The sequence below is a fragment of the Acinetobacter shaoyimingii genome (assembly GCF_011578045.1).
Classification (GTDB): Bacteria; Pseudomonadota; Gammaproteobacteria; order Pseudomonadales; family Moraxellaceae; genus Acinetobacter; species Acinetobacter shaoyimingii.
This window is the reverse complement of sequence record NZ_CP049801.1, coordinates 1,230,034-1,256,456: the sequence shown is the minus strand read 5'-3', so window position 1 is coordinate 1,256,456 and position 26,423 is coordinate 1,230,034. Positions and strand designations below refer to the sequence as shown.

General features: G+C 36.9%; 26 protein-coding genes. 7 read left to right on the top strand and 19 right to left on the bottom strand.

The features are described from left to right. The 4 genes from G8E00_RS05615 to G8E00_RS05600 form a co-directional block, all read right to left on the bottom strand. On the bottom strand, positions 1-663 hold the full coding sequence (locus G8E00_RS05615) for a response regulator transcription factor (RefSeq protein ID WP_166222544.1): 663 nt from the start codon (positions 661-663) through the stop codon (positions 1-3). A gap of 230 nt (positions 664-893) precedes the next feature. Next, positions 894-1,250, bottom strand: a complete 357-nt coding sequence (locus G8E00_RS05610; protein WP_166222542.1) for a NirD/YgiW/YdeI family stress tolerance protein — start codon at positions 1,248-1,250, stop codon at positions 894-896. Positions 1,251-1,600: 350 nt separating this feature from the next. Continuing rightward, positions 1,601-2,002: a NirD/YgiW/YdeI family stress tolerance protein gene (locus G8E00_RS05605; protein ID WP_166011683.1), complete on the bottom strand. Its 402-nt coding sequence runs from the start codon at positions 2,000-2,002 to the stop codon at positions 1,601-1,603. 190 nt (positions 2,003-2,192) lie between these two features. Continuing rightward, positions 2,193-3,950 (bottom strand): GspE/PulE family protein, encoded by a 1,758-nt coding sequence (locus G8E00_RS05600; RefSeq protein WP_166222540.1) that lies wholly within the window; start codon positions 3,948-3,950, stop codon positions 2,193-2,195. A 430-nt stretch (positions 3,951-4,380) separates the two neighbouring features. On the opposite strand from G8E00_RS05600, the gene G8E00_RS05595 reads away from it, so the two are divergent. Next, positions 4,381-5,205 (top strand): hypothetical protein, encoded by an 825-nt coding sequence (locus tag G8E00_RS05595; protein ID WP_166222538.1) that lies wholly within the window; start codon positions 4,381-4,383, stop codon positions 5,203-5,205. Positions 5,206-5,254: 49 nt separating this feature from the next. Here G8E00_RS05595 and tsaA read toward each other — a convergent pair whose 3' ends face one another. Then, complete coding sequence (gene tsaA / locus G8E00_RS05590; protein WP_166222536.1) at positions 5,255-5,968, bottom strand: tRNA (N6-threonylcarbamoyladenosine(37)-N6)-methyltransferase TrmO; 714 nt, start codon at positions 5,966-5,968, stop codon at positions 5,255-5,257. A 105-nt stretch (positions 5,969-6,073) separates the two neighbouring features. Between tsaA and G8E00_RS05585 the strand changes: the two genes are divergently transcribed. Continuing rightward, positions 6,074-6,853, top strand: coding sequence for a ferredoxin--NADP reductase (locus tag G8E00_RS05585; RefSeq protein WP_166011643.1), 780 nt, complete (start codon positions 6,074-6,076; stop codon positions 6,851-6,853). Between the two features lie 62 nt (positions 6,854-6,915). Here G8E00_RS05585 and G8E00_RS05580 read toward each other — a convergent pair whose 3' ends face one another. Together G8E00_RS05580 and G8E00_RS05575 are read right to left on the bottom strand one after the other, a co-directional pair. After that, positions 6,916-7,338 (bottom strand): putative periplasmic lipoprotein, encoded by a 423-nt coding sequence (locus G8E00_RS05580; protein ID WP_166222534.1) that lies wholly within the window; start codon positions 7,336-7,338, stop codon positions 6,916-6,918. 180 nt (positions 7,339-7,518) lie between these two features. Then, complete coding sequence (locus tag G8E00_RS05575; RefSeq protein ID WP_166222532.1) at positions 7,519-8,145, bottom strand: cation transporter; 627 nt, start codon at positions 8,143-8,145, stop codon at positions 7,519-7,521. Between the two features lie 77 nt (positions 8,146-8,222). Here G8E00_RS05575 and G8E00_RS05570 point away from each other — a divergent pair, with 77 nt between their 5' ends. Beyond that, positions 8,223-8,639 carry a MerR family DNA-binding protein gene (locus G8E00_RS05570; RefSeq protein ID WP_166011649.1) on the top strand — a complete coding sequence of 139 codons (417 nt, stop codon included), beginning with the start codon at positions 8,223-8,225 and terminating at the stop codon, positions 8,637-8,639. Between the two features lie 9 nt (positions 8,640-8,648). Here G8E00_RS05570 and arsH read toward each other — a convergent pair whose 3' ends face one another. Genes arsH through G8E00_RS05550 form a run of 4 tightly spaced genes read right to left on the bottom strand, consistent with a single transcriptional unit; the run spans position 8,649 to position 11,227 of the window. Continuing rightward, positions 8,649-9,353 (bottom strand): arsenical resistance protein ArsH, encoded by a 705-nt coding sequence (arsH, locus tag G8E00_RS05565; protein WP_166011651.1) that lies wholly within the window; start codon positions 9,351-9,353, stop codon positions 8,649-8,651. Next, the gene (gene arsB / locus G8E00_RS05560) at positions 9,354-10,394 is read right to left on the bottom strand and encodes an ACR3 family arsenite efflux transporter (RefSeq protein ID WP_166222530.1); all 1,041 of its coding nucleotides are present in this window, start codon (positions 10,392-10,394) and stop codon (positions 9,354-9,356) included. It abuts the gene before it with no gap. Between the two features lie 20 nt (positions 10,395-10,414). Next, positions 10,415-10,888, bottom strand: a complete 474-nt coding sequence (locus G8E00_RS05555; RefSeq protein ID WP_166222528.1) for an arsenate reductase ArsC — start codon at positions 10,886-10,888, stop codon at positions 10,415-10,417. A 15-nt stretch (positions 10,889-10,903) separates the two neighbouring features. After that, positions 10,904-11,227: an ArsR/SmtB family transcription factor gene (locus G8E00_RS05550; RefSeq protein ID WP_166011686.1), complete on the bottom strand. Its 324-nt coding sequence runs from the start codon at positions 11,225-11,227 to the stop codon at positions 10,904-10,906. 153 nt (positions 11,228-11,380) lie between these two features. Between G8E00_RS05550 and trhP the strand changes: the two genes are divergently transcribed. Both trhP and G8E00_RS05540 read left to right on the top strand, forming a co-directional pair. Next, a complete protein-coding gene (trhP, locus tag G8E00_RS05545; protein WP_166222526.1) occupies positions 11,381-12,802 on the top strand; it encodes a prephenate-dependent tRNA uridine(34) hydroxylase TrhP in 1,422 nt (473 codons plus the stop codon). A gap of 8 nt (positions 12,803-12,810) precedes the next feature. Continuing rightward, positions 12,811-13,062: a YfhL family 4Fe-4S dicluster ferredoxin gene (locus G8E00_RS05540; RefSeq protein WP_166222524.1), complete on the top strand. Its 252-nt coding sequence runs from the start codon at positions 12,811-12,813 to the stop codon at positions 13,060-13,062. A 705-nt stretch (positions 13,063-13,767) separates the two neighbouring features. On the opposite strand, the gene ahpF is transcribed toward G8E00_RS05540, so the two are convergent. Beyond that, the gene (gene ahpF, locus G8E00_RS05535) at positions 13,768-15,333 is read right to left on the bottom strand and encodes an alkyl hydroperoxide reductase subunit F (protein WP_166222522.1); all 1,566 of its coding nucleotides are present in this window, start codon (positions 15,331-15,333) and stop codon (positions 13,768-13,770) included. Between the two features lie 251 nt (positions 15,334-15,584). Here ahpF and G8E00_RS05530 point away from each other — a divergent pair, with 251 nt between their 5' ends. Together G8E00_RS05530 and G8E00_RS05525 are read left to right on the top strand one after the other, a co-directional pair. Further along, entirely contained in the window at positions 15,585-15,788 is a 204-nt protein-coding gene (locus G8E00_RS05530; protein WP_166222520.1) for a hypothetical protein, read from the top strand. Between the two features lie 209 nt (positions 15,789-15,997). Then, a complete protein-coding gene (locus G8E00_RS05525; protein WP_166222518.1) occupies positions 15,998-16,606 on the top strand; it encodes a DsbA family oxidoreductase in 609 nt (202 codons plus the stop codon). A gap of 76 nt (positions 16,607-16,682) precedes the next feature. Here the strand turns inward: G8E00_RS05525 and G8E00_RS05520 are convergent, their stop codons facing one another. The 7 genes from G8E00_RS05520 to cxpE all read right to left on the bottom strand — a co-directional run bounded on the left by G8E00_RS05520 (position 16,683) and on the right by cxpE (position 26,412). After that, complete coding sequence (locus G8E00_RS05520) at positions 16,683-17,603, bottom strand: hypothetical protein (protein ID WP_166222516.1); 921 nt, start codon at positions 17,601-17,603, stop codon at positions 16,683-16,685. A 27-nt stretch (positions 17,604-17,630) separates the two neighbouring features. Next, positions 17,631-18,770 carry a toxic anion resistance protein gene (locus tag G8E00_RS05515; RefSeq protein WP_166011861.1) on the bottom strand — a complete coding sequence of 380 codons (1,140 nt, stop codon included), beginning with the start codon at positions 18,768-18,770 and terminating at the stop codon, positions 17,631-17,633. A gap of 8 nt (positions 18,771-18,778) precedes the next feature. Next, positions 18,779-19,561, bottom strand: a complete 783-nt coding sequence (locus G8E00_RS05510) for a tellurium resistance protein (protein ID WP_166222514.1) — start codon at positions 19,559-19,561, stop codon at positions 18,779-18,781. 320 nt (positions 19,562-19,881) lie between these two features. Continuing rightward, positions 19,882-22,284, bottom strand: coding sequence for a CSLREA domain-containing protein (locus tag G8E00_RS05505; protein WP_166222512.1), 2,403 nt, complete (start codon positions 22,282-22,284; stop codon positions 19,882-19,884). 5 nt (positions 22,285-22,289) lie between these two features. Beyond that, complete coding sequence (gene rbtA / locus G8E00_RS05500) at positions 22,290-24,113, bottom strand: rhombotarget A (protein WP_166222510.1); 1,824 nt, start codon at positions 24,111-24,113, stop codon at positions 22,290-22,292. 347 nt (positions 24,114-24,460) lie between these two features. Beyond that, complete coding sequence (gene hda, locus G8E00_RS05495; RefSeq protein WP_166222508.1) at positions 24,461-25,177, bottom strand: DnaA regulatory inactivator Hda; 717 nt, start codon at positions 25,175-25,177, stop codon at positions 24,461-24,463. A gap of 20 nt (positions 25,178-25,197) precedes the next feature. Beyond that, positions 25,198-26,412, bottom strand: coding sequence for a chloramphenicol efflux transporter CxpE (gene cxpE, locus G8E00_RS05490; RefSeq protein WP_166222506.1), 1,215 nt, complete (start codon positions 26,410-26,412; stop codon positions 25,198-25,200). Positions 26,413-26,423: the final 11 nt, after the last annotated feature.

The following is a 26,423-nucleotide window of genomic DNA, read 5'->3' as shown; positions in this document are numbered from 1 at the left end:
TTATTGATCCCGATTCATACGATAACCCAAACCACGTATGGTTTTGATCATCTGGCTACCAATTTTTTTGCGTAATTGATAAATATAAACTTCAATGGTATTGCTTTCGATTTCATCACCCCATGCATATAAGGATTCCTCCAAACGCTCACGCGTCACCACATGCTCAGGTCTTTGCATTAGCATATGGACAATTTGAAATTCTTTTGCAGTAAGATTGACGAGATTGCCATGACTGGTCAGGGTTTTCGCTTGCGTATTTAACACTAAATGCGCATAACAAATTTCATCAGATGCGTGCACCTGCTTTTGACGGATTTGGCTTCTGACACGCGCAGATAACTCTTCCAGACTAAAAGGTTTTACCAAATAGTCATTTGCGCCCATATCTAGACCATCGACACGGTCATCGATGCTATCGCGAGCGGTAATAAAAATCACAGGAATATCTTTCTGCTTACGGCGAATGCTTTGCAGAATTTCATCACCTGTCGCTTGAGGTAAGCCTCGATCTAATAAGACACAGTCATATTGATGTTGCTCTATGGCTAAAATCGCATAATCGCCACGTTCTACCCAGTCGATATTATAGCCATCCATTTCTAACCAAGCTTTAATACTCTCTGCTTGAGAACAATCATCTTCAGCCAGTAAAATTCGCATAGTCTCTTTCAATTCTCAATAATTTAATTCAAAGCATATTTCACACTCAATATGCCTACTTAAATATACAGTTAAAATTATTGAATACCTTGATTCATTTATTCTTTCAATAAAAAGCCACATCTTAAAAGTATGTGGCTTTTTAAAAAACGCATTGAATCTTAGGGTTTAAATTTGGATTGTTACCATTCAACCCCTTTTAACGCATGATTTAATATCTGAAAACATGATTAAAAACGTACGCCATCTACATCAATTTCAACACGTTTAGTCGGTTTATAATCCACATCTACTTCACCTAAAATAGTCACAGGTGTAGTAGCAGAAATTGCTTTACCATTCCAAAGTTCATCATCAATATCTACAGTCATGGTGCCTGTATTGTCACGAAATTGATATTTTTCATCACCTATAGATTTTACAATAAAGCCTTTTAATTGAACCTTAGTGTCATCTTTTAGGGTTAAAGCTTGTTTCACTGTTGCAGTTTTCGGTGCAATGGCATTTTGATTGACTGTATTTGCCATAGAAAGTGTAGTCGCTCCAGCCAAACCAATCGCTAATACAGTTTTAGTGAATACGTTCATCTTCATTTCCTTTCAGGTTATGCTCTTTTCGATGTCATCATTAAAACAAATGAAGATGAATAGAATCTTAAGAAATCTGAGTTTTTCAATGGTACTGATTTGAAATCTTACTAACGTCTCAATTTGATCAAGTCTTAATGGTAGAACTGAATGGTAAAAACAATGCGTTTATAGCAAATCATGCCCGCTTTTTATTTCAGATTACAGCCAATACATTGTTTTTAAACCTGTATATGTCAAGATATAAATCCCTTTTGCCGAAAGTCAGCATAAAAAAAGGATGAGCTCTTTAAAACTCATCCTTTTTTTTCATATCATAAATTCATCTATGCAGATTGAATTTAATCCCATTAGAAGCTGACATAATCTACATCAATTTCAATACGTTTCATTGGTTTATAGTCGATATCAACTTCACCATCAATAGTCACTAGCGTATTTGAAGAAATCGGTTGACCATTCCAAAGTTCATCATCTATTTCAACGGTCATTGAACCTGTTTTATCTTTAAAGGTATATTTTTCATTGCCTAATGATTTGACAATATTACCTTTTAATACAACACGTGAATCATCTTGTAAATTCAGCGCTTGTTTTACAGTCACCAATGCAGGTGCAATTGCATTTTGGTTGATCACTTGATTGGTCGCCGTATTTACAGGTGTGACTGCAGATTGATTCACTGCAACTTGATTTTTCACCTGCGCTTGAGCCACTGTTTGACTCGCAGCTACAGGATCAGCGCTCGTCATTGCTGTTGCAGCAATCGCTAAAGTTGTTGCACCTACCAAACCCAATGCAGTCAAAGTTTTCATTGCAATTTTCATTTCTATGTCCAAGCTATGTTGTCATTTAATCAATGTCATTATTGAAGCACAATCCGCTTAGACAAACCTGAAGCCAAACTTAAGAAATATGATTTTTCAAGCTTTTTGATGGTTTTTAATGCAAAGGCACCACTCGTAAAACTTCTTCCAATGTAGTTGAGCCCTCCAAAATTTTTCGAGCACCTGCAATTCGAAGCGGTTCTACCCCTTCTTTTCTGGCTTGGTTCTTGAGCTCTTCTAAACCAATATTGGCACTGATTTTTTGTTTGGTCTCTAGACTTACAGGTAAGAATTCATAGATCCCAATCCGACCTTTATATCCGGTTTGACGACAAAATTCGCAGCCTACAGCATGAAAAACCTGTTCTGGCATTTTTACTATATAACCTGCGGTTAAATGTTCCCATTGCTGTGCATCTATATCATCTTTGGCCTTACATTTTGGACAAAGTTTACGAACCAGCCGTTGTGCCAATACCCCTAAAATCGTTGCACCAGTCAAAAAGGGTTGTACACCTAAATCATGTAAGCGTGTCAAACTTGATGGCGCATCATTGGTATGCAATGTAGATAACACCAAATGACCTGTGAGTGCCGCTTGAATCGCCATATTGGCAGTGTCTTGATCACGTATTTCCCCGACCATAATAATATCAGGGTCTTGACGCATTAAGGCACGAATCCCATCTGCAAAGCCCAATTCGATATTTGGATTCACTTGCATTTGGTTAAAGCTCGGTTCCAACATTTCAATCGGGTCTTCAATGGTACAGACATTGACTTGTTCCGTCGCCAATTGTTTCAGCGATGAATATAGTGTTGTGGTTTTACCCGATCCTGTGGGACCTGTTACCAAAATAATGCCATGACTGTTTTTTGTCAGTGCATTCCATTTATCCAATAGTTTTTGATCAAAGCCAAGTTGCTGAAAACTCCGTACCAACACGTCTGGATCAAAGATACGCATCACCATTTTTTCACCAAATGCAGTCGGTAAAGTCGACAGACGCAATTCGGTTTCTTGTCCTTTAGTATTACGTGTTTTTAAACGTCCATCCTGCGGTTTACGCTTTTCTGCAACGTTCATTCTGCCCAAAATTTTTAATCGTGAAATGACCGCTGTCATGGTATTGGTCGGCATTCGATAAATGGTATGTAATACACCATCAATACGAAATCTAACTTTGCTATTTTCTTTGCGAGGTTCTAAATGAATATCACTGGCTTCTTGTTCAAAAGCAAACTGCAAAATCCAATCTACCAATTTTACGATATGCTGGTCATTGGCATCGGGATTTTGGGTGTCGCCCAGTTGCAGTAAAGCCTCAACACTTTTGTAATCCTGATCATAGGCTTTATCAGATTTACTTAAGTGAACTGCACGACTCACTTGATAATATTCATTGAGATAGCGTTGTAATTGCTCGGGGTTCAGCATTACTTTTAAGATTTTCTTGTCGCCTAAACTCTTTTGTAGACTCGGAGTCCAATCCCCAAGAAAAGGTTGTGACGTGCCTATCAGCACATGCTCTGAAGTCACTTCAACCGCAAGTATTTTATTTTTTAGGGCAAATTCATGCGACATGACTTTCGTCAGTGATGCCACATCAGATTTTAATGGGTCAATCACAAAAAAAGGAATATCTGCTTTTTGAGCCAACCATTGGCATAGTTGATTTAAATTCAGTTTTTTTTCAGGCTGCGCTACATCATTAAAATCAAATTGAGCAATCCACTGCAAAGGATGCCATTTTAATTGCTCTTTTTGACGACGTGTCGTTTGAACCAGTAATTTATCACGTTCGACAATGCGCCCATCTTTTAAAAGTTGCTCTAGACACCAAGTGGTATCAATTTCAAAATTAAACTTCATTTTTATCGCCCCAAATATGTAATAACTATAACAAAAAGGCAAAATAGATATCAGTATTCATATGAAATAATTGAGCTTTTAAAGTTCGAATGTTTTGGCTAATACATAACCATTTTCAAATTTATCGAAAATTAAGACATTTAATCCAAACTAGATATTTGGCTCATACAAAATTTACTCTAAGAACATAAAATATTTGATGTTTTATATTTGTTTTATCTAACAATTCATGAAAAATAACATCATTGAATAAATCAATGGTCGCACATTGTTCATATACCATCTGAGTCCTGATATTGAATTAAAAACCTATTTCCCTATCCTTTATATTTAAAGCGTATTAATGAAATAGATCACTCAATAATGTGACTATACATATGCAGAAGTACATTATAAATTTCATCATACAGAACAAAATTTAATTAAAAAAATGAATAAAAAATTTGTATCACTGATTACGATTGTTGGGGCTTTATTACTTACTGCATGTAATGAAGAAAACAAATCTGAACTGACAAACATTTCACTTGAGGGAGAATGGTATCGATATCACATGCCTGAATCAATTGTAATTGTGCCTTTAGAACAATCACTTGAGCAAAAACAATCAAACAAAAAAAATAGGGTAAATCTGTTATCAAAATTTAAAATTTCAACTGCTCATGAAGATGAAAAATCACCTGTTTACGCCATACAAGTGATTAAAGATGAAGAATATATTGATCCAGACTTCGCTAAAAACTCAATCACCTATTGGATATCATCTGAAATTCACTATTTTATTCAAGGTATGTATCTTGGTCTTTTAAAACCGACCAACGCATCCCAAACTTGGAATTTTATTGAGCGAAATCATATTGAACCTACATTTCAGTTCATATTTAAAGTGATTCAACTCGCCAAAGACAATCCACAACTCAATAAACAAGGAAATGAATACAACAATCTAGATCATTTAGGCAAATACACCTTTAAACATCCAGAATCGATGTGTATTCAGTTCCATGCCAAAAAATACAAACAGGCCAATCAAATTCACGCCTTGATTTTCCCTTTTAAGTCAGATCAAGAAGAAGATGCAACCCGTTGTGATCTCTATAATTCAGTCGCCATTCAAGAGTTAAAAAAAGCATTTCCAGAACATGGATTCATGGATCAAACTGAAATACCCTTACCTACCAAAAATGCTGATATACAAGTATCTTCTGCTTCTGAAGTTGCCAATACCAGTCACATTGTGCCAAGAAAAAATTAAGTGTATCTATGAAAAAATCAAGCCCTACTTAATTAAACAGCGATTAAGATTACACAGCGATTAAGGCAACAATTTCAACTTGAGTAGAAACCTTGAATTTTACATTTACATTTGCAAAGTGCATTCCATAAATACGCTCGCAATCATCTTGGTACGCAGGTCTTGGATCTAAAGATAACACTTGCTCCAACTCAGCAATTTGTTGCTCCGATATAATCTGCTTTTTTAATAATTCGTGTTGGTCACGCATCGCATCAGAGTTCCAGCTTACCAACTTTCTCGTAGGCTCTGCCTGCGCATAAGCACTTTTTGCGTCTAGCACAGCATCTGAATAGTGAATATAGGGTTTAATGTCTAAAATAGGTGTGCCATCGAGCAAATCACTTCCCGAAATATAGAGTCGAACTGACGCCCCAACTTTCTTGATTGCTTTGAATTTCACCACTGAAAGCCCAATAGGAGCAGGTCGATACATACTCCTCGTCGCAAATACCCCTATTTTTTGATTTCCACCTAAACGAGGCGGACGAACTTGTGGTCTAAATTTTTGCACATCTTGTTGATTTTTATTGTCATGAAACTGCCAGATTAACCATAAGTGACTAAATTCATCGATTCCCTCGAAAGCCAAAATATCGTTATAAGGTGTTGATAATTCTATATAAGATTCAACATCAACCAAATTTGGCTGGCGTGGAATTCCAAATTTTTCACGGTAAGGAGAATGCATATAGCCAATTATTGGCAGTTTTAGCTCATTCATAATCACTTTTTCTGATAAGCTCAATTAAATATATTCAGTTTATCTAGAATGTTTTTCGATTAGAATAGCAAGCTGTTCTAATTTGATAATTTAATGAGACCTTTAATGGCTGCTTTTAACGTCGAAAAGATTACTCACGTACACCACTGGAATGACACTTTATTCTCTTTTAAAACGACTCGTGACACCGCATTACGTTTTAAAAACGGTCAATTTGTGATGATTGGTCTTGAAGTGAATGGTAAGCCTTTAATGCGTGCATATTCGATCGCAAGTGCAAACTACGAAGAAGAGTTAGAGTTTTTCTCAATTAAAGTACCTGATGGTCCTTTAACGTCTATTTTACAAAAAGTAAAAGTTGGTGATGAAATTCTTGTTTCTAAAAAACCAACAGGGACTTTAGTACTTGATGACTTAAACCCAGGTAAGAACTTATACCTTCTTTCTTCTGGTACTGGTCTTGCGCCATTCCTATCTACAATTCGTGATCCTGAAACATATGAACGTTTCGAGAAAATTATCGTGGTTCACGGTACGCGATTTGTTTCAGAGTTGGCTTATCAAGATCTCATTGAAAATGAAATTCCAAATCATGAGTTCTTTGGTGAATTAGGCGCTAAAGAAAAGTTAGTTTACTACCCTACTGTAACGCGTGAAGATTTCCATACTCAAGGTCGTGTTACCACTGCCATTGAGACTGGCGCGTTATTTGAAAAAATAGGTTTACCACGTTTCAACCCTGAAACGGATCGTGCAATGCTATGTGGTAGTCCCGCTTTCCTTGATGACGTTGCCGCACTTCTCGATCAACACGGTTTAAAAGAATCTCCGAAGATGGGTGTTCTGGGTGACTACGTGATTGAACGTGCATTCGTTGAAAAATAAGATTCCTTCAGAATCGAAAAACCGAAGCTTTAGCTTCGGTTTTTTTACTTTCAATATTCAGATTAATCCTTAAATTTTAAAAATTTTGGCTGACTTTGTCCTAGATCATCAAAAGCAATAATGCCTTTTTTAGACTGTTTCGGCTCATAAGGCGTAGTCAAATCACGATCAATCATTTGTACGCGGTTTTCATTACCATTGGTATCGACCAAAACAATCTGTTCGGCTTTTAAATTCATCGGCTGTGCTGAAACGTTTTCAATTTCAACTTGATAATAATATTTACCGTCTTTAGAAAGATTGGTTTCAAAAGCTTGTAATTTAATATTTTTATTGGTTAATTCATTCACAATGACAAATTTATTGCCAACTTGAATGTCTTGCTTTGACTCTGTGATATTGGTTTGTTCAAGTTTTTGTTCATTGTTTTTATTACATGCAGTTAAAGCCATAGCACAGAAAACGACTAAAAATATTTTTTTCATATTAAGATGACCTAATTATTGATACGTTAGATGATCTATTTTTAATATACCAGTTCACATTTACTAGAGTATATTTGTATTTATTCACATATTTTCCTATGTGGCGTCATGTGTATACCATTAAAAAAAGAGGAAAATAGATTTCCTCCTTCAACATAATCAGACTCAAACTAGATTGTTCTATCCATGAACATGTTGTGTTTGTTGTCTTTCTTTAAGTGCACTTTTAATTACTTGATACCCCGCCGTTAAGCCTAAAGTTGCCATGATTACCGCCACAATGATATCTGGAAGCATACTGCCCGTTCCAAACACACCAACAGCTGCTAAGATCACCGCGATATTACCAATTGCGTCATTACGGCTACATAACCAAACTGATTTCATATTGGAATCTCCATCTCTAAATGCATAAAGCACCAGCGCTGAGATGACATTGGCAATTAGTGCAAGTACACCAATAATACCCATAGTAATCGCTTCAGGTGGAATACCTTTCATATAGGCATAAGCCACTTTACCCATCACCACAAAACCAAACAATGCCATGGTCAAGCCTTTAAGCAGTGCCACAGTTGCTCGCCAATACAGGCTTGCACCCAATACTGCAAGTGAAATGCCATAATTCACAGCATCACCAAAAAAGTCTAATGAATCTGCCCAAAGTGAAGATGAATGTGCATATGCACCGCCAATTAACTCCACAACAAACATAGTGATATTAATCAGCAATGCGATCCACAATGCTGTGCGGAAATGACTATTTGGTTTTTGTGGTGCAGGTTCATGACTACAAGTGCAAGCCATCAAAAATACCTCTTCTCTTTTGATTTGGTTTTGTATTATTCTTATTCAAAACTATAGAGTAACTCCAAGGTCAAGCGATGAATCAACAACATTATTTAATTAAAGATCTCGCCAAGAAAACTCAAGTCAGTACAGATGCCATTCGTTTTTATGAAAAGAAAAATTTAATTCAACCGAGTTTTCGTGCGGAAAATAATTACCGTTATTACAATGAAGATGCTTTAAAACGTTTGATTCTGATTAAACGCTGTCGTTCTTTAGATATGACTTTAAAAGAGATTGAGACGCTCATTGAACTGGAAAAACATCCTCAACAAGACTGTTGTTCAGTCAATAACGTGATTGATGAGCATTTAAATCATATTGAGCAAAAAATTGAAGAATTACAAAATTTTCAAATTCAACTCAAACAGCTAAGACAAACCTGCTCTACGCAGAACACCATTGATCAATGTCAGATTCTTAAGCAACTCGAATCTGACTTAACCAATTAAGCTACAATTTTATAAGGCGTGTTGATTAACACGCTTTGACAGTTGCTCAGCAGATTCTTTACGTTCAGAATAACGATTGGTCAGATAACTTGATTGAGCTCGAGTTAATAGTGTGAATTTATAAAGCTCTTCCATCACATCAACTATTCGATCATAGTAACTCGACGCTTTCATTCGACCATTTTCTTCAAATTCTAAAAAGGCTTTTGGAACAGACGATTGATTTGGAATGGTGATCATGCGCATCCATCTTCCCAGCACCCGCATTTGATTCAAGGCATTAAAAGATTGTGATCCTCCACAGACTTGCATCAATGCCAAAGTTTTACCTTGTGTTGCACGGATTGCACCCGCTGCAAGTGGAATCCAGTCAATTTGTGCTTTAAAAATAGAACTCATCGCGCCATGTCGTTCAGGGCTACACCACACCATTCCTTCAGACCACGCCAGTAATTCATGTAACTCTTGTACTTTGGGATGACTGGTTTCTGCATCTTCAGGTAAAGGTAAACCTTGGGGATGGAAAATTTTCACCTCTGCTCCTAAATATTCGAGTATTCGCCCCGCTTCCAATACAGCAAAACGGCTATATGAGCGCTCTCTATTTGAGCCATATAGCAATAATATTCGAGGAGGATGTTCTAAAGCCTTAGCTTGTATCTGTTCAATACTCGGTTTTTCCAGTAAATCTAAATCAATATGCTGTAATGACATTTAAACCTCTACAAAATATTTTTTACGCAGCCACAAAGACACACTCACTAGCATGATTAAAACAGGAACTTCGACAAGGGGTCCTATAATGGTGGTAAAAGCAACAGGGGATGCAATCCCAAATGTTGCAATGGCAACAGCCAATGCCAATTCAAAATTATTTCCAGCAGATGTAAATGAAATGGCCGTCGTTTTAGCATAGTTGTTACCTAACCATCGACTCATAAAGAAACTGACCAGAAACATCACCACAAAATATACAACCAGTGGAATCGCAATCCGAATCACGTCTATAGGTAAATGAACAACATCAGCACCTTTTAGACTAAACATGGCCACAATAGTAAAAAGTAATGCCAATAAACTCATTGGACTAATTTTTGGAATAAACTGCTGTTGATACCACACAATGCCTTTTGTTTTAACCAATATCCATCGAGTGAGAAACCCCAGCAAAAATGGAATACCTAAATAAATCAGAACGGCTTGGCTGATGGTAAAAAAACTAACATCAATGATTTGACCTGCCACACCAAAATAAGGCGGTAATACACTTAAAAACAGCCATGCATAACTGCTAAAAAATAAAATTTGAAAGATACTGTTAAACGCGACCAATGCCGTCACATATTGACGATCACCACAAGCCAAATCGTTCCAAACCAAAACCATTGCAATACAACGTGCGAGTCCAATCAAAATCAGTCCCGTCATATATTCAGGATAATCCTGTAAAAAGATAATCGCTAAAGCAAACATTAAACAGGGTGCGATCAACCAGTTCTGTACCAATGACAAAACTAAGGTTTTTTTATCCTTAAATACCTCGGGTAAGCTTTGATAATCGACTTTTGCTAAAGGTGGATACATCATCAAAATAAGCCCAATCGCAATAGGAACATTGACCGTCCCTGCCTGCATACCTTGTAATTGTGAAGACACATTGGGCAAAAATACGCCAATTGCAATTCCTAATGCCATGGCAACAAAAATCCATAGACTTAGATTTCGATCTAAAAATGACAGTTTTTTGCTTTGCATATTGAATTTCAAACCTTTAATCAGGTAATCTGAGAAATTTTTTCAAGCTCAATGCTTAAATCATGTACAGACAGATTGTCGAAATTTAATGCAAAAAAGGCATCAAAACGACGTTGAATATGTGCAACTGTTTGTATAAATGCCTGCATTTTTTCTGCTTCTGGCACATCTAAATGCGATGGGTCTGCAAGTCCCCAATGTACTTTTAAACGATTTCCTAAATATAAAGGGCACGGTTCTTGTGCTGCTGCATCACACACAGAGATCACGATTTCAGGCTGAAATTGTTCACAGTCTTGTAGACTTTTACTGAACAGATTTTCAGTCGGAAGATTTAAAAGTTGTAAGGTTTTTAAGGTCAATGGATGGACTTTTCCAGTCGGCTGACTACCTGCACTACATGCATGAAATCCTTGTGGTGCACGAGCATTAAACAAAGCTTCAGACAAAATACTACGGCAACTATTTCCAGTGCATAAAAATAAAATATTCATCATTAATTCATATACCTATTCACAACAGTTCAGATTTATGTGTGGATCTAAGCCATTGTTTTTGGCGTAGCCTTCTGTCTTTTGAATTGCATGTAAAACGTCTAAACACCATTGTTCTAAATCATCATGAAGACGGTAATAAACCCATTGTCCTTGACGTCGATCTTGCAAAATTTTATGACTACGCAATAACGCCAAATGACGTGAAATTTTGGGCTGACTTAAATTCAAATATGCGGTTAATTCACACACACACCGCTCACCATTTTGGACAATCAACATCAAAATATCTAAACGAGTTTGGTCTGCTAAGCATTTAAAAAAATCAATTTGGTTCATTATATATACGCACATTCGAATATCCATATATATTAAACGATTTTTATCTCATGTGAATCACTTTTCATTGAATCCCGAGTTTTTTACTGGGTTGAATCTATTTTTTTTGACTCCTAAAATAAACACATATTATTTGTATGCCTTTCGATATTCATGAGCATTACACACGTTACAGAACTACTCTCACCCGCAGGTTCGTTAAAAAATATGCGCTATGCATTTGCCTATGGCGCAGATGCAGTTTACGCAGGACAACCCCGTTACAGCTTACGTGTACGTAATAATGAATTTGATCATGACCATCTCGCCATTGGCATACAAGAAGCACATGCCTTAGGTAAAAAATTCTATGTAGTGGTCAATATTCAACCCCACAACTCAAAGCTCAAAAATTTTATTCGTGACCTCACACCAATTATTGCGATGCAACCTGATGCATTGATTATGTCTGATCCTGGCTTAATTATGATGGTACGTGAGCATTTTCCAGAAATGGCAATTCATCTGTCTGTCCAAGCCAATGCAGTCAATTGGGCAACAGTCAAATTTTGGAAAAATATGGGCTTAACTCGTGTGATTTTGTCACGTGAACTTTCATTAGAAGAAATTGAAGAAATAAAAAATAATGTTCCAGAAATGGAAATTGAAGTCTTCGTTCATGGTGCTCTGTGCATGGCCTATTCTGGTCGTTGCATGTTATCGGGTTATATGAACAAACGTGATGCCAACCAAGGTGCCTGCACCAACGCCTGCCGTTGGGAGTATAAAATTCATGAAGCGGTTGAAGATGAAACAGGTGATGTAATTCCTGTTCAGAATTTAGATGAGAATACAGAAAATAAAAATTGTGGATGCCATTCAGTTACAGCATTTGATGCCGATGAGCAGCACATGCAACAACAACATCAGTTTAATGAACCAGTGTTGTTACAACGTAATGACGAAGATATGTTCGCTGCTGAGGAAGATGAACATGGCACATATTTCATGAATTCAAAAGACTTACGTGCAGTCCAACATGTTGCTCGTTTAACTCAAATGGGCATACATTCTTTAAAAATTGAAGGACGTACCAAATCATATTTCTACTGTGCTCGCACAGCGCAAATTTATCGTAAAGCCATTGATGACGCACTTGCAGGAAAACCTTTTGATTCATCACTTATGACGCAACTGGAAGGTCTGGCAAATCGTGGTTATACCGAAGGTTTCTTGCGTCGTCATGTACATAGTGAATATCAAAACTACGAAAATGGCTCTTCCAACTTCGATCATCAAATTTTCTGCGGTGAAGTTTTGGAGCGAAATGGTGATTACATCAAAATTGAGGTGAAAAATCGTTTTGAGGTAGGTGACTCATTGGAGTTGATGACAACATCTGGAAACATCACATTTATTTTGAATGAAATGAAAGATAAAAAAGGCAATTGGATCATCAATGCCAAAGGTTCTGGTCATATTGTTGAAATTCCAATTCCAGCAGATGTAGATATGAGCTATGCCCTACTCATTCGTAATTTGCCACATTCGAATACAGACATCACGGCTTCTTCATTGGCCTATCAGGCGGTATAAAGTTTGCTATGGCTCTACTCATTACTGACAAATGCATCAACTGTGACATGTGCTTACCCGAGTGTCCCAATGAAGCCATTTATGAAGGATCAAAAGTCTATGAAATTGATGTAAATCGTTGTACGGAATGTGTCGGATTTTATGACCATCAAACCTGTATTGCGGTGTGTCCGATCGATTGCATAATTCCACATCCAAAATATGTGGAAACTCAGGAACAATTATTGGTCAAGTTTAAAGCTTTAAATATTGTGGGATAACAATAAACAATAACAATATCTGGAATAATAATTGCTTGAAAAGAATAGTGGTTTTAAGCATTACCTTGGGGAAAGTATAACAACAACACATAAAACAAGAATGAATCTGGCAACAGATGTAAAGGCCAAAGTCATTGGGGAGGCTTTGGTCTTTACAATTACACTTTATCGTCGATCAATATTTTATTCTTTAATCAATTGGGTCAATGAATTGATTAAAATAAAATGGTTGCAAAATATACAAAAAAATCCTAATAATGCGAATAAGAGATCAAAGTGATTGGGGACACTTTGATTTCTTTTTAATTCACTCATCTTTCTAAAATCTACAATCCTTTCAATGTAATCTAGCAATGCAATCCTGTGATTTTCCAACGTCAGCAATGCATAACCATAAAATATTGCATTGATGTTGTGTTGCTTATTCATCAAATTTGACCAATCGTATCAACGCACTTTGTATGCGAAACAACTTATAATTAAATATATTTATTGAGTTTCAAAAAGATTTTCAATATTAAAAAAATCAATATCAATGAGTTATGTTTTAATTTGCCCTTTTATATAAAAAAAGAGATTGTGTTGTTAGCGACACAATCTCTGAAAACAGTACATCAGTTTCTTATTAAAATTTCAGTCAAGACCAAAGCAACCTAAGTCACTTTGGTCTTTAATTTTACAAAAGCTTTAAATAACTGATTGATCTTACTGACCAGAACGAATCATGTAATCAAATGCTGAAAGTGATGCTTTTGCACCTTCACCTGTGGCAATGATGATTTGTTTATAAGGAACAGTTGTACAGTCACCTGCAGCAAATACACCTTTCACATTGGTTTCGTTACGATCATTGATGATGATCTCACCACGGTTTGAAAGTTCCACAGCTGTTTCTTTTAAGAAGTCAGTGTTTGGTAACAAACCAATTTGTACAAAGATCCCTGCAAGCTCGATCGTTTTGATTTCATCAGTCGCACGATCTTTGTATTTAAGTGCAGTTACTTGTGAACCATCACCCACCACTTCAGTTGAAAGTGCATTTAAAATCACAGTGGTGTTTGGCAAGCTGTTCAATTTGTCTTGAAGCACTTGGTCGGCACGGAGTTTAGTATCAAACTCAACCAATGTTACATGCTCAACAATACCAGCAAGGTCAATTGCCGCTTCAACACCTGAGTTACCTCCACCAATCACTGCAACACGTTTTCCTTTGAACAAAGGACCATCACAGTGTGGGCAGTAAGCAACACCACGGGTTTTATACTCTTTCTCACCTGGAACATTCATTTCTCTCCAACGTGCACCTGTAGAAAGAATAATGGTTTTAGATTCAAGTTTGGCACCATTCTCTAAAGTCACTTCAACTAGACCGTTGGTAGTTTCAGCTGCACCTTTGATGCCTGACACTTTTTGTAAGTTCATGATGTCAACACCATACTCACGTACATGTGCTTCCATCTCAGCTGCAAACTTCGGACCTTGTGTTTTTTGCACTGAAGTAAAGTTTTCAATGTCCATGGTATCCATCACTTGACCGCCCATGCGCTCAGCTACGATACCAGTTTTAATGCCTTTACGTGCTGCATAGATGGCTGCTGTGTTTCCTGCAGGACCACCGCCAATTACAAGTACATCAAACGCATCTTTGGCATTGAGTTTTTCAGCATCTTTCGCTGTTGCACCGGTATCCAATTTCGCGATGATTTCTTCCAATGTCATACGACCTTGACCGATGTGCTCACTGTTTTGGAATAACATAGGAACCGCCATAATTTTGCGTTCTTCAACTTCATCTTGGAAGAATGCACCATCAATCATGGTTGCTGTTGTGCCAGGGTTATAGATGGCAATCAAATTTAATGCTTGAACTACGTCTGGGCAGTTATGGCAGCTGAGCGATACGAACACATCAAAATCAGCTGTTAAGTTTAAGCCTTTGATTTGTGCTAAAACTTCGTCAGAGACTTTTGGTGCATAGCCCGATACTTGTAACAAAGCCAAGATCAAAGATGTGAATTCGTGACCCATCGGTAAACCAGCAAAGTTCACACGAGGTTGTTCACCCACTTTTGCAATGCCAAAACTTGGCGCACGAGCGTTTGTACCATCAAAACGTGCAGTCACTTGATCTGAAAGTGCAGCAACTTCAGTGACCAATTCTTTAATTTTGTCTGATTTGTCAGAGCCATTTAAAGTGGCCACCAATTCGATTGGGCTTTCAAGGCGTTCAAGGAGTGTTTTTAATTGAGCAGAAGTGTTTTGATCTAACATTGCTAACGTCTCCAAAGGAGTAAATTTATCTGATGGAGCTATGATAAGGGAAAGATAAAAATAGATAAAACAGTTTGTTTTAATACTTGTAATTGGAAAAATAGATGGTAAAAAATTACAGAAAAATCATCTATTTTTTGAAGGTTTAAATTAAGCTCAACATTTATGCAACAGTTCGTTCTAATAATCAGTCTTTGATGGATCAATCATTCAAACTATGCTGAATTTGGTTTCCACAGCTTGGATAACAAATGAAAGCAGTACAATTCCAACAATATCATAATCAAAGCATACTCAAAAAAAGTATTCTTGAAGAAAAACTTATCTTAAATCGCATTTTAGAAAATATAAATCTTCTAAAATCCTATATTGCAACGTCCTTTATTTCAAACTCAACGCAAAATGAAAAGCAATGCTGTATAAGGCGATTACCTTCAGCACCTACTGCACTTTAACTCGATACATAAATAATTCACACCACATAGAACACAGCAAGATATTCACAAAATGCTGCTCACTGATGTACATCAATTGATGAACCATCAATCTCCAGCGATCACCTAAAAACCTATGCTCAAGCAAACACATGCATTGACGCACTCTGACAAAACCATCTGTCATCAAAAGCAGTTTTAGGTTTAATTTTACTATTGAGGATTTCACAATGAAAATTCAATTTGTATTTGATATTGCATACCCCATGAGTTATGTCGCATTCCAAAAACTTAAAAAAAATTGGGACCAACAGCTCAACCATCATATCGAATTGATTCCAGTGCAAATGGTGCCCGAAATTTCCGATGAAGGCTTAAATATTATGCGTTATTTGAGTCAGAAATATGGCTCTACTGAAGCTCAGCGTAAGTTACAGATGACCAAATTCATTGCCTATAGTGAAGACCTTGAAATTGATATTGAACACATGAAACGTATGCCCAATAGTCAATTGGCTCATCAAGCGATTTTGGCTTTAGACCATACTTTAGATCGTTTTGCACTCACTCAAGCAATTTTCAATGCCCTGTTTAAACACGGTCAAGACATTGCCAATCCTGCTGTGCTAAAAAGCATTATTGATGGCATAGGTTTAGATGGACAACATGTACTTCGTTCCATTCAACATAAAGAGATTGCAGATCAACAACAGGAACATTTGCGCTATATAGAACAATTTCGTCAGCATCCAATTCCCTACTTAATCATAGATGGACAAGTTGATGATGAGAATTTTATCCTGATGAATATCGAACCTAGATTACGTGATGCATGCTAAATTACTGAACGCATAAAAAAGCCTTTTAATGAATTGATTAAAAGGCTTTTTTGATGGAGACCAGCATATTCAAACGTCATTGATGAATTTGTTGTGCAATTCTCAATGCTCTATTTTTTAAACGTTTTGCAAGCAAATACAAAAACACGCTGATCACAAAGGTGATACTGGTCAACACCATGAGTATGATTTCAACCCAATTTGAAATCGAGTTTGCACGAGAAATACGCTGATCAAGGGCTTTGGTCATAGGTGTAACCGCATGTCCATAGATTTGATTTTGCATGGCCCACAATTGTTCAGGTTTAAAACCATATTCTATAAATTGTGGATTGGTTCGTTCCGACTTTACCAATTGTGCAACATAAGACGTAGCAAGGTCTTTATCTACAGGTTTATGTAACAATGCAGTCTGTGCCAATACATAGGCTTGAACGGTCTCTGGTGTTTCAGCATTGTCCATTAATTCAGCAATTAAGCTTTGTTGGATATGTTGATCATAATGAATGAGTTCATACTCTGCTTGTTTATCATCTTTATGTGCATCATATTGTGCCCAAGTCAGAACTGACCAAATCAGAATAAAAGCAATAAGCCATCCCACAAATTTCAATACAAAAGATTGAAAACGCACGTAGAAAAAGCGAATTTTTTTCAAAATCCAAATAATGATAAATGCACCAATAAATGCAGTTAAAACTTTCAAAATGAACCAACCGATCCATTTAAGCAGATTGACCAAGTAATCAGGCTGATTTTGATAGTCTGTGATCGCTTGACCAACACTTAAGGGCAAATGTAACTGTTGAACATGTTGAGTCAAGCCCAAAAAACTATAAACCAAATCCTGATGTAGAATTAAGCCAATACCACTTACCAATAGTAAGGAACTAACAATAATGCTCCATACTTGCAGTTTTTTCTGACGCTGGTTTAAGACGCTCAAACCTTGGTTAATTTCAGACAATTGAACCGGATGATCTTCCACAGTGGTCAAAGCTTAATCCTCATCATTCTGTATAATCTATTGTGATTTGTTCGCGCTTGAATCGAGTACCAACTGTTGCAAATTGGACTGTAAGGTCCGAATTCTCGTGGATGCTTCTTCACGCTTTTGCATACCCTCTTTTTGAATTTGAATTACATCATTCACTGTTTTAATGAGGGTATTTTGTACATGTTCAAGGGTTTCAATATCAATCACTGAACGTTGATTGGCTTTTGCTGTATCGACTGAATTTTGATGTAACAAATCTGCATTTTTCTTTAACAGCTCATTGGTCGCATCATCAATTGTGTTGGCCAGTTGGACACTATTTTTTTGTTCATGCAACGAAATCGCTAAACTAATCTGATTTTTCCAAGCAGGTAAAGTGATGTTTTTAATGGCATAAAATTTATCAACCAGCATCATATTATTGGATTGAATAATACGAATCATTGGCAGGGTCTGCATTGCTGATTGCTGTAAAACTTGCAAATCACTGACTCGTTTTTCCAAGTTATTCGCCAAATGATTTAAATCATAAATACGTTGATTGGTCTGCTGATCTTGTTCCTGAGCGGTCAGTGTTGCAATTTCATTTTGGATTTCATGCTGCTTCAAAGTTCCAGCTGCAATATAAATCCCCAATTGTTTATATTCATCTTGCACACCATGAAACATTTTATCCAATGTACCAACACGCGCTTTTAAACCTGTTTGTGATTTTTCAATTTCACCCACTAAGGCATCAATTTGTTCTTTGGTGGTATTAAAATGCTGATCGAAGCTTTGTTTAGCACCTCGAAATTTACTAAGAATCCCCCCAAAGAATCCAGAACTTTTAGACTTGTTCAAAATACTCGACGTATTGAGTTGCTGAGCAACTTGCACCACCTCATTAAGTTTTTGTCCTGTCACATCCAAGTCTTTATTTTTGACTAAATTCAACAGCTCATCTGTATAAGACGAGGTTTTTGTGGCGATATTTTTGCCGTATTCAGCAACACTTGAATTACTAATTTGTGCCAATTCTTTTTGTGCGTTAACCACTTCATTATAGTCAGACGGTTCTAGCCCCAATTCTTTTAAATTAAGATTTTCAAATTCTTGCTTGTGTACTTCTGGAGTTAAACTTGAAGATTCGATTACCGCATGTGGATTAGAATGAGAATCTGTCATAGTGCACCTTATTTTTTCTCTAATGATTTTTGTAAAGACTGAATGAGTTTTTCACGACTTTGATCGAGTTCTTTCATTGCAGAAACCGACTTGTTTTCACTACTTTGTTTTAAATGATATTGCCATGCTGGAATCAAGACCTGCTGCGCCTCTTTAAAACGATCCATCAAACTCAATGAAATTTGTTGAGTCAATTGCATTTGCGCCAAGGCAATATCATTACTGGCCTGCAAAGTTTGCAAAGTATTTATTTTTTTTGATAATCGTTCAGCAAAATTATCAAGTGGATGTCTATTTTTAACAAAACTTGGGTATTCATGCAAAAATTCTTCTGCAGCCACTATATATTTCGCCATTTGTTCACGCAAACCATTGGCTTGTTGAAAGCGTGCTTGGGATTTTTGAATTTCAATATTTAAACGCTGAGTCAGTGCATTGGCCTGATGAATGTGCTGATCTAAATCTTTTAAATATTTGATTTGACCGACATTAAATTCTAAATCTAAGCCCAACCATTTTTGTAATGCATTAAACTTTTTTTGCTTTAAGGTTTTTTTGGACTGATTTAACTGTTGGATAATTTTGGATATCACTTCACTTAATTGTTGCGTTAAATGAGGATCTACGCCATTCAAAAGCACCGACTGGGCTTGAATCAAATGATCTGCATAATGGTTCAATAAGATTTGATCATCCAATAGCGGAACAAGATCATTGCGCTTGATTGACAATATGTCATCACGATTGATTTCAATCTCTTGAAGTGGAATCAACTGCGTAAATTGCTTCATATATTTTATATCACACTAATTCAAAAAGAGTTTGTGGCAATCTGTTCGGCGGGTAAATATCAGACCTCTATTGATCATCCTATTAAATACTGCTTAGCTTAAGCTAATCTGAAGAAATGCTTGATTTCAAATTTTTCGACCTAGGTTGTTTTCATTTTTGATCATAATGTGTTTAGACTCATTCCAATGTAGCAAATTGAAAGAAGAACACAATGTTAAATTTTAAACTATATTTTTGATATTTCAGTTCATTGATAATGAATGCATTGATAAAAGCCACTGAATTTCTTCAATGGCTTTTGATTTGTCCAATAAATGCTTTAATTTTTCAACTTACGCTGTCTTGCCCACGCCAAACTGAGTAAACCTATTAGACTGATCCAGCCCATAGCACCACCACCGCTTTTACGCACACTATTATCAGCAACGGCCGTGTTATTTAATGAAATTAAACCTTCTGCTGACTTATCACCATCGGCATCATAAACCACGTAGGTCACTTTATAATTGAATGGATCTAAAGTATTGATCAATTGCAAAGTTATGTTGCCTCCATGACAGTTTTCTAGTCGATCTGCCCCTGGGCATGCACCTTGACGTTCTGAAACCACGGTTACATTGTCAGGAACTTTGATAAATCGAATCGCTTGCGCTTCACCTTTTGTATTCAGATAAAAAGGTGATTTATTTTTATTGAGCAACAATCCAGCAGTTGAACCATCGCCATTGTCATTGGCATTTTTTAAAAGATCAACAGTAACCGTTTGCGTGGTTCCATGCTCAATCGTATAAGAAACAGCTTCAACACTCGGTACAATATTGCCGAATCTTGCCATCAGATATGCACTGGCTTCATGCTGTGTCGACTTAGAACGTAATGTGTATTTACAAAATTCTGCATCGCCTTCAGGCGTAATACGATCATCTGTTCTGTACATAATGACACGCCCAAGATTTGCATCCCATTCGCATTTTAAATTTGCGTCATACAATCCAGAAAACAGTTTGTTTTGATCCAGTTTTCCTATGCCCAAAGGTTCTGGTTTAAGAACATCATAATTGTTTAAATCCAGATTTAAAATTTTACGACTACCATCGTCATACACCATTTCATCTGGAAGATTATTTAGAAATGGATCAAAATAGACCGGACGATATTTTTGGTTCGCCTGAGTCAGTTTCTTTAAATTTTCAAAATAACTGATTCGATTTTTATAATACGGAATATAAATTTGCCAAGTTTTTGGGTCATCGATGGCTTGTTGAAATACATCGATTTCATTTTGATACCCTTGTATCATTTTCAAAATGCTTTGATTAGATTGCGCTTGGTTTTTTAGACCAAAACGTAAAACCTCAACTGAACCCAAATCACAAGTATCATTGGTGACCCCTGCTACGACTGGTTGTAGTTCAGTGACCCGTGAGAACCCACGTTGATCGAGTTTGGCACATTCATTTCTGCCCATATCGACAAAATCATTCGCAGTTTTTAAGTCTTTGGGGAAATACATGGCCATATAAGAAGTATAGTCTTTAGCCTGTTGTAATGGACTCAGAACATCACCAAACGATATGCCGTTTAGATTTAAAGTATGTGTATCGGTTCTGGCCAATATCTCTTGAGGTAACTCACACTGATCATTACCATTGAACAAATTCAATGCATTGGTGTTGATGCTTATATTTGCTGTTTTGGTCTCAGCAATATTCCCAGATTGATACAAGCAAGACTTACCCGTATTGAATCCTAAGATATTATAAGCTAATAATTTTGTCCCATTTTGATCATAGCTAAAGATCCCTTGAGCGGTATTCTTTACAATCGTATTACTGGTCAATGTTAAAGTTGAAGATGAACTTAAACTCGGTTGATTGCCTAATATGTCAGCATAAAATTTAATAATACTTCCATTATTGCTATTGGCTTTATTTTCAGTGATGGTGTTTGAAAATAAACTTAGTGCGGGCTGCCCACAAAAATTTAATACACTATCGTTTGTGCCATCACCGTTATCAATATAAGTTGAACCAGACAATGTTATTTTACGTTGGGTATATGCCAATGCCGCATTACACGACATATCAAGCACACTGCCTGAAAGAGCGTTATTACGCTCAAACTGCCCACCATTAATGGTCAAGCTCGAATTTGGACCATCTAAAAAGATTGCGCCGCCCTTCGCTGCAGTTGAATTTGTAATCCAGACATTGTTCAGAACAGTTTCACCACCCAAAAACAACGCACCACCTTGACCATTGGTTTTACCATCCTTAAAAATGAGGTCTTGTAAAGTAATCGCAGGTTTGTCATTCAATGTAGTATTGATCAGTCTTGTGCTTTGCTTGCCTACAATTTTTGTTTCGATTGGTTTTCTTGCAGGGAAATCATTGGTGACTAAATCTTTACTTGACCAATCTGCTGGTGCTTTCCCTTTTATAATCATTGGGCTATTAGGCGTTAATTCGCTACTTAAATGATATTCACCTGCTTCTAGTTGAATGACATTAGGCGTATTGGTATTGTTTGGTCGGCCTTTTGGGCAACCGTTATAAGCCTTATGTGTAGAGGCTGCTATAACTGCCTCACGTAGTGAACACTGATTATCATCAACATCTGTATCTTCAAACGTATTTACATAGATTGTAGTGTCTTCAGCTGCCATCAACGTCATCGCAGATAAAACGGCAACCGTTAAAAGTCCTTTTTTATAATTTTTCATGTCTTCTAGTACCTGTTGTTATTTTTATAACGACGTAAACCGAATAATCCTGCGAATACAATCAAAGTTCCTAAACCGAAGCTGCCGCCAGAAGTTTTAACTTTTGAATCTTCAAATGTATTTGGTGGACGCTGAACAATATTGGTTCCAATTTTGATATAGCCGTTCGATGCATCGGTGAAACGTGTGGTTGTACTAATCACCATAATGTCAAATTGATCCGCTCCATCCCAATTACCATCAGGGGTATAGTTTACATTTCCTTCTTGGTCTATGGTCACAGAACCTTTTGAAACGGTATTGGTTTGAACCACCTTCAAGCAGCCCGGTTGCCAAGGTTTCCCATTGTCATCGCCACCAAAAATCTGTTGACATTGTTCTGGAGTAACCAGTTCACCATCATGCAACTTATCCGCAATGGACATTGCTTTACCGACTTCACCAAATAAGCGGTCTTGACCAATGATCCAAGACTTACCAAAGTCCACCAACAATTCTACAGCACCACGGTCACACAGCTCTGAATTGGTTAAGCGCTTTTCTGCACGCTGATCATTTGTGGCACAGAACTGTAAATTACTGTTTGGCAATGGACCACGATTCACAATTGGAGAATCAGAAATATATTGGTAGGTGTTTAATAAACGAGGTTTGAAATAAGGCAGTGTATACCCTGGATATTCAGCCAATGGGCATAGAATCCCATCTGAGCTAATATCACACTTACCTTCAGCTGTTGTTCCTGCAATGAGTTTTACTGAACCTAAACTTTGTGATGCTGTACCAGCACAACCTACAGAATACAAATTGTTTGAAATTTCCGATGCCTGACCACCTGCTACAACCCTACAGTCTTCATTCCCGTTTTGAACCAAAATACTATTGGCCACACGGCCTTTATTTAATGGTGCATCAATAATTAAACCCAATTTGTTTAAAATCATGGTGATGTTATTGATGAGAACGCTATCCACCACTCTGATGATATAGCCTGAATTATTGTAAATCGTGCTATTGATAATTCCTCGATTTTCAGTGGCATGGGTATTGATTTGCTCAATATTAAATACATTTTTGGAATCAAATAAACTCGCACCCGTTTGTGTCGATTCGTTTTCCCGAATTAAAGATTGGATGATGTAATATTGTGGATAGAGCCCGTAAAGAACACCACCTTGCTGTGCTTTGTTGCCTTTGATCAGTGTATTTTGTAGCTCGACGTGCGCCATCGCTTTGCCAGTTTGGTATTCACTGTCATTATAAATTGCACCACCGAGTCGAGCTCGACCATTCAACAGTTGGCTGTAGTACATTTTTAAGCGTTCTTTGTTAAAAATGAGACCGCCCATGTCGCTACAAATATCTGCACTACACCCTTCTAATGTCACTTCTGTGAAGGACACATTGATCGGAAAATCAAAGTCAATCTGATTAGGATCCGTTACTGTAGGTTTTGGTGCCAATGAACGATCAATTAAAAATATCCGATCTTGCCCTGTCATTTTGATAACAGCGTTTTTTTTGCCTAAAGTACTCTCATTAAAATCAGCTTGATATTGTGTTTTGATTTCTACTGATTTTGAAATTGTCAGCTGACTATTTAATGTATAAACATCTGAATTTAAATAGATGATATTTGATGATTCTTTGCCACCACAGCCATTGAACCCTTGTTCTGGAAGCCCTTGATTGACATACTCGATGGCTTCTCTTAACGAACATTGATCATCTGCTTTGACTTCATCTAAAGTGGTTGTCACGTTAATATTTGCACAAAATGCGTGACCTGCCATGCACAGTAGGACTAGGCCTATGCCCTGCTTGAGCATTTTAATCTCCTTGATTTATATTTATTTTTTATCCGTAAATTATAAACAGTTATACGATTTAATGTATTTTTGTAAAATTTGTCACATTTTTATAAAAAATTCAATCACTTTTAGATAAAAGTGACTAAATAAACTTATTAACTTTATTAAACTTATGATTTCTAAAAATTTATTAAAAGAACACTTAAAGACAATCAATAAGATGAAGGTGATAATTTAAATACAATGTAAAAGCCAATAAAGGGAAAATAAAAGCAAAAATTAAAGATCGAGAGATCAGTTATTAGTCATGACTAATTTTTATGTTTATTAAGTAAAAACTGGATATATAAGTCTTTGCTTTATATTTATTTTTTGAATTCATGATACTCATCAATAAGCGCATAGATCTGTCTTAACGTCGCATTCGATAATTTGATTTTTTCACCTTGTAGTAATTTTTCAAGTTGATCTACAGCCTGTAATAACATGCTGGTTTGCGTAGGACCATTAAATAGCAGGTAATCTAAAATATGCGGGTCAAAATGCAGACCACGACGTTCAAGTACCGAATTTAAGAGTGCTTGCCGATCTGAGAAAGCTTGACCACTGGGCACTTTCACACTCACCGCTTGCGTCAAACGTGATTGTAAATCAGGTAATTCGAGTTTGAGTTCAATGGGCGCAAATCTTGATGAAAAAACCAATTGTCCACCATCTTCATGGTGATTGTTAATTAAGTGAAAAACTGCCTTTTGCCAATGTGGCACACCACTAATGGCTTCAATGTCATCCAATGCAACCAAGTCATAAAGCTCTAAAGAACTAATCGCTTCAATGGGCGCATCAAGAAGTTCAAGCAACGAAACTTTGATAGCAGACTTACCCACCTCTAAATATGAATCGCAAATCGCTGATAGCAAATGGCTTTTGCCAGTCCCAGCCCCACCATACAGGTAAAAACGACTCATTAATCCTGCATGGAGTTGCCGAACACCATCAATAACAGGCCCCCACCCCGGACCAGAAAAATCACTGATTCGAGCATCAAGCTGAGGTTCTATATCTAATTGCAATTGACGCATTGAGCTATCAGGCCTTTACATTATTGATCTTCTGATCGATCAATATTACTTGATTTTTCGGTAACTTGCTGATGATTTGAAGTTTGATCTTTGACTTCGACTTCCACATTCATACTTTCTGTTTCAATATGAACAGAGCCGTCTGAAGCATTGGCAACCACCAAGTCGGGCTGAGCATATAAATCACTTTGTTCATAGAATTCACGAAGATGCTTTAATAACACGACGATCACAGCCGCAACAGGTAATGCAATCAACATGCCTAAGAAACCTGCCAATTGTGCACCAGCCAAGACAGCAAAAACTACCGCGACGGGAGACAGACCAATTTTATCGCCTAATAAGAATGGTTGTAAGACATATCCTTCGATAATTTGCCCAACGCCAAACACCACAAAGACTAAAAGCAATTGTGTCCAGTTAAATCCAAACTGGAATAACGATGCAATCACTGCGGCAATGATCCCAACAGCAAAGCCTAAATAAGGGATAATACTGGCAAGACCAGCCACCATCCCGATGATTAAGCCCACTTCTAGTCCAATCAATTGTAATCCTACGGCATAAACCACACCCAGCAGGAACATCACCAAAAACTGACCTTTCACAAAAGCGCCTAAAACACTGTGACACTCACCTACAATATTGAGCGTCGTTTTTTCATATTTAGGTGGAATCAAGCGACGTAGACTGTCGAGCATGCGTTTCCAATCTAATAAAAAATAAAATGCAATAATAGGTACAAGGACAATGGTTCCGCCCACTTGAATAAAATTCAGACCCGACTGCGCAACTTTTAACACCACAGATTGAATACTGTCCATACTATAGTTGGTATGAATATAATCCATGACTGCAGTTGAAATTTGATCGGTGTCAAGTTCCATTGGCACGAGGTTAAATTTACTTGATAACCACGGCAGAAAAGTATCATTAATCCAAACAATATTTTCAGGAATTTTAGATTTTGCATACATCAGCTGTTGCCAAATTAATGGCACCACATACCACATGGCTAAAGTAATCAACACACCTATGCCAATAAAGACGATGGCAATTGATAACCAACGAGGCAAGCCAATATGATGCAGTTTATTCACTACAGGGCTGAAAAGATAAGCAATAAAAAAAGCACCCACGAATGGAATAACCACTGGCTTTAATAGATATAAAACCCATAATGTGAGCGCTATGCCAGCGATAATAAATAAGCGTTTTAGTGTACGATCTTGCATGCAATCTCGCC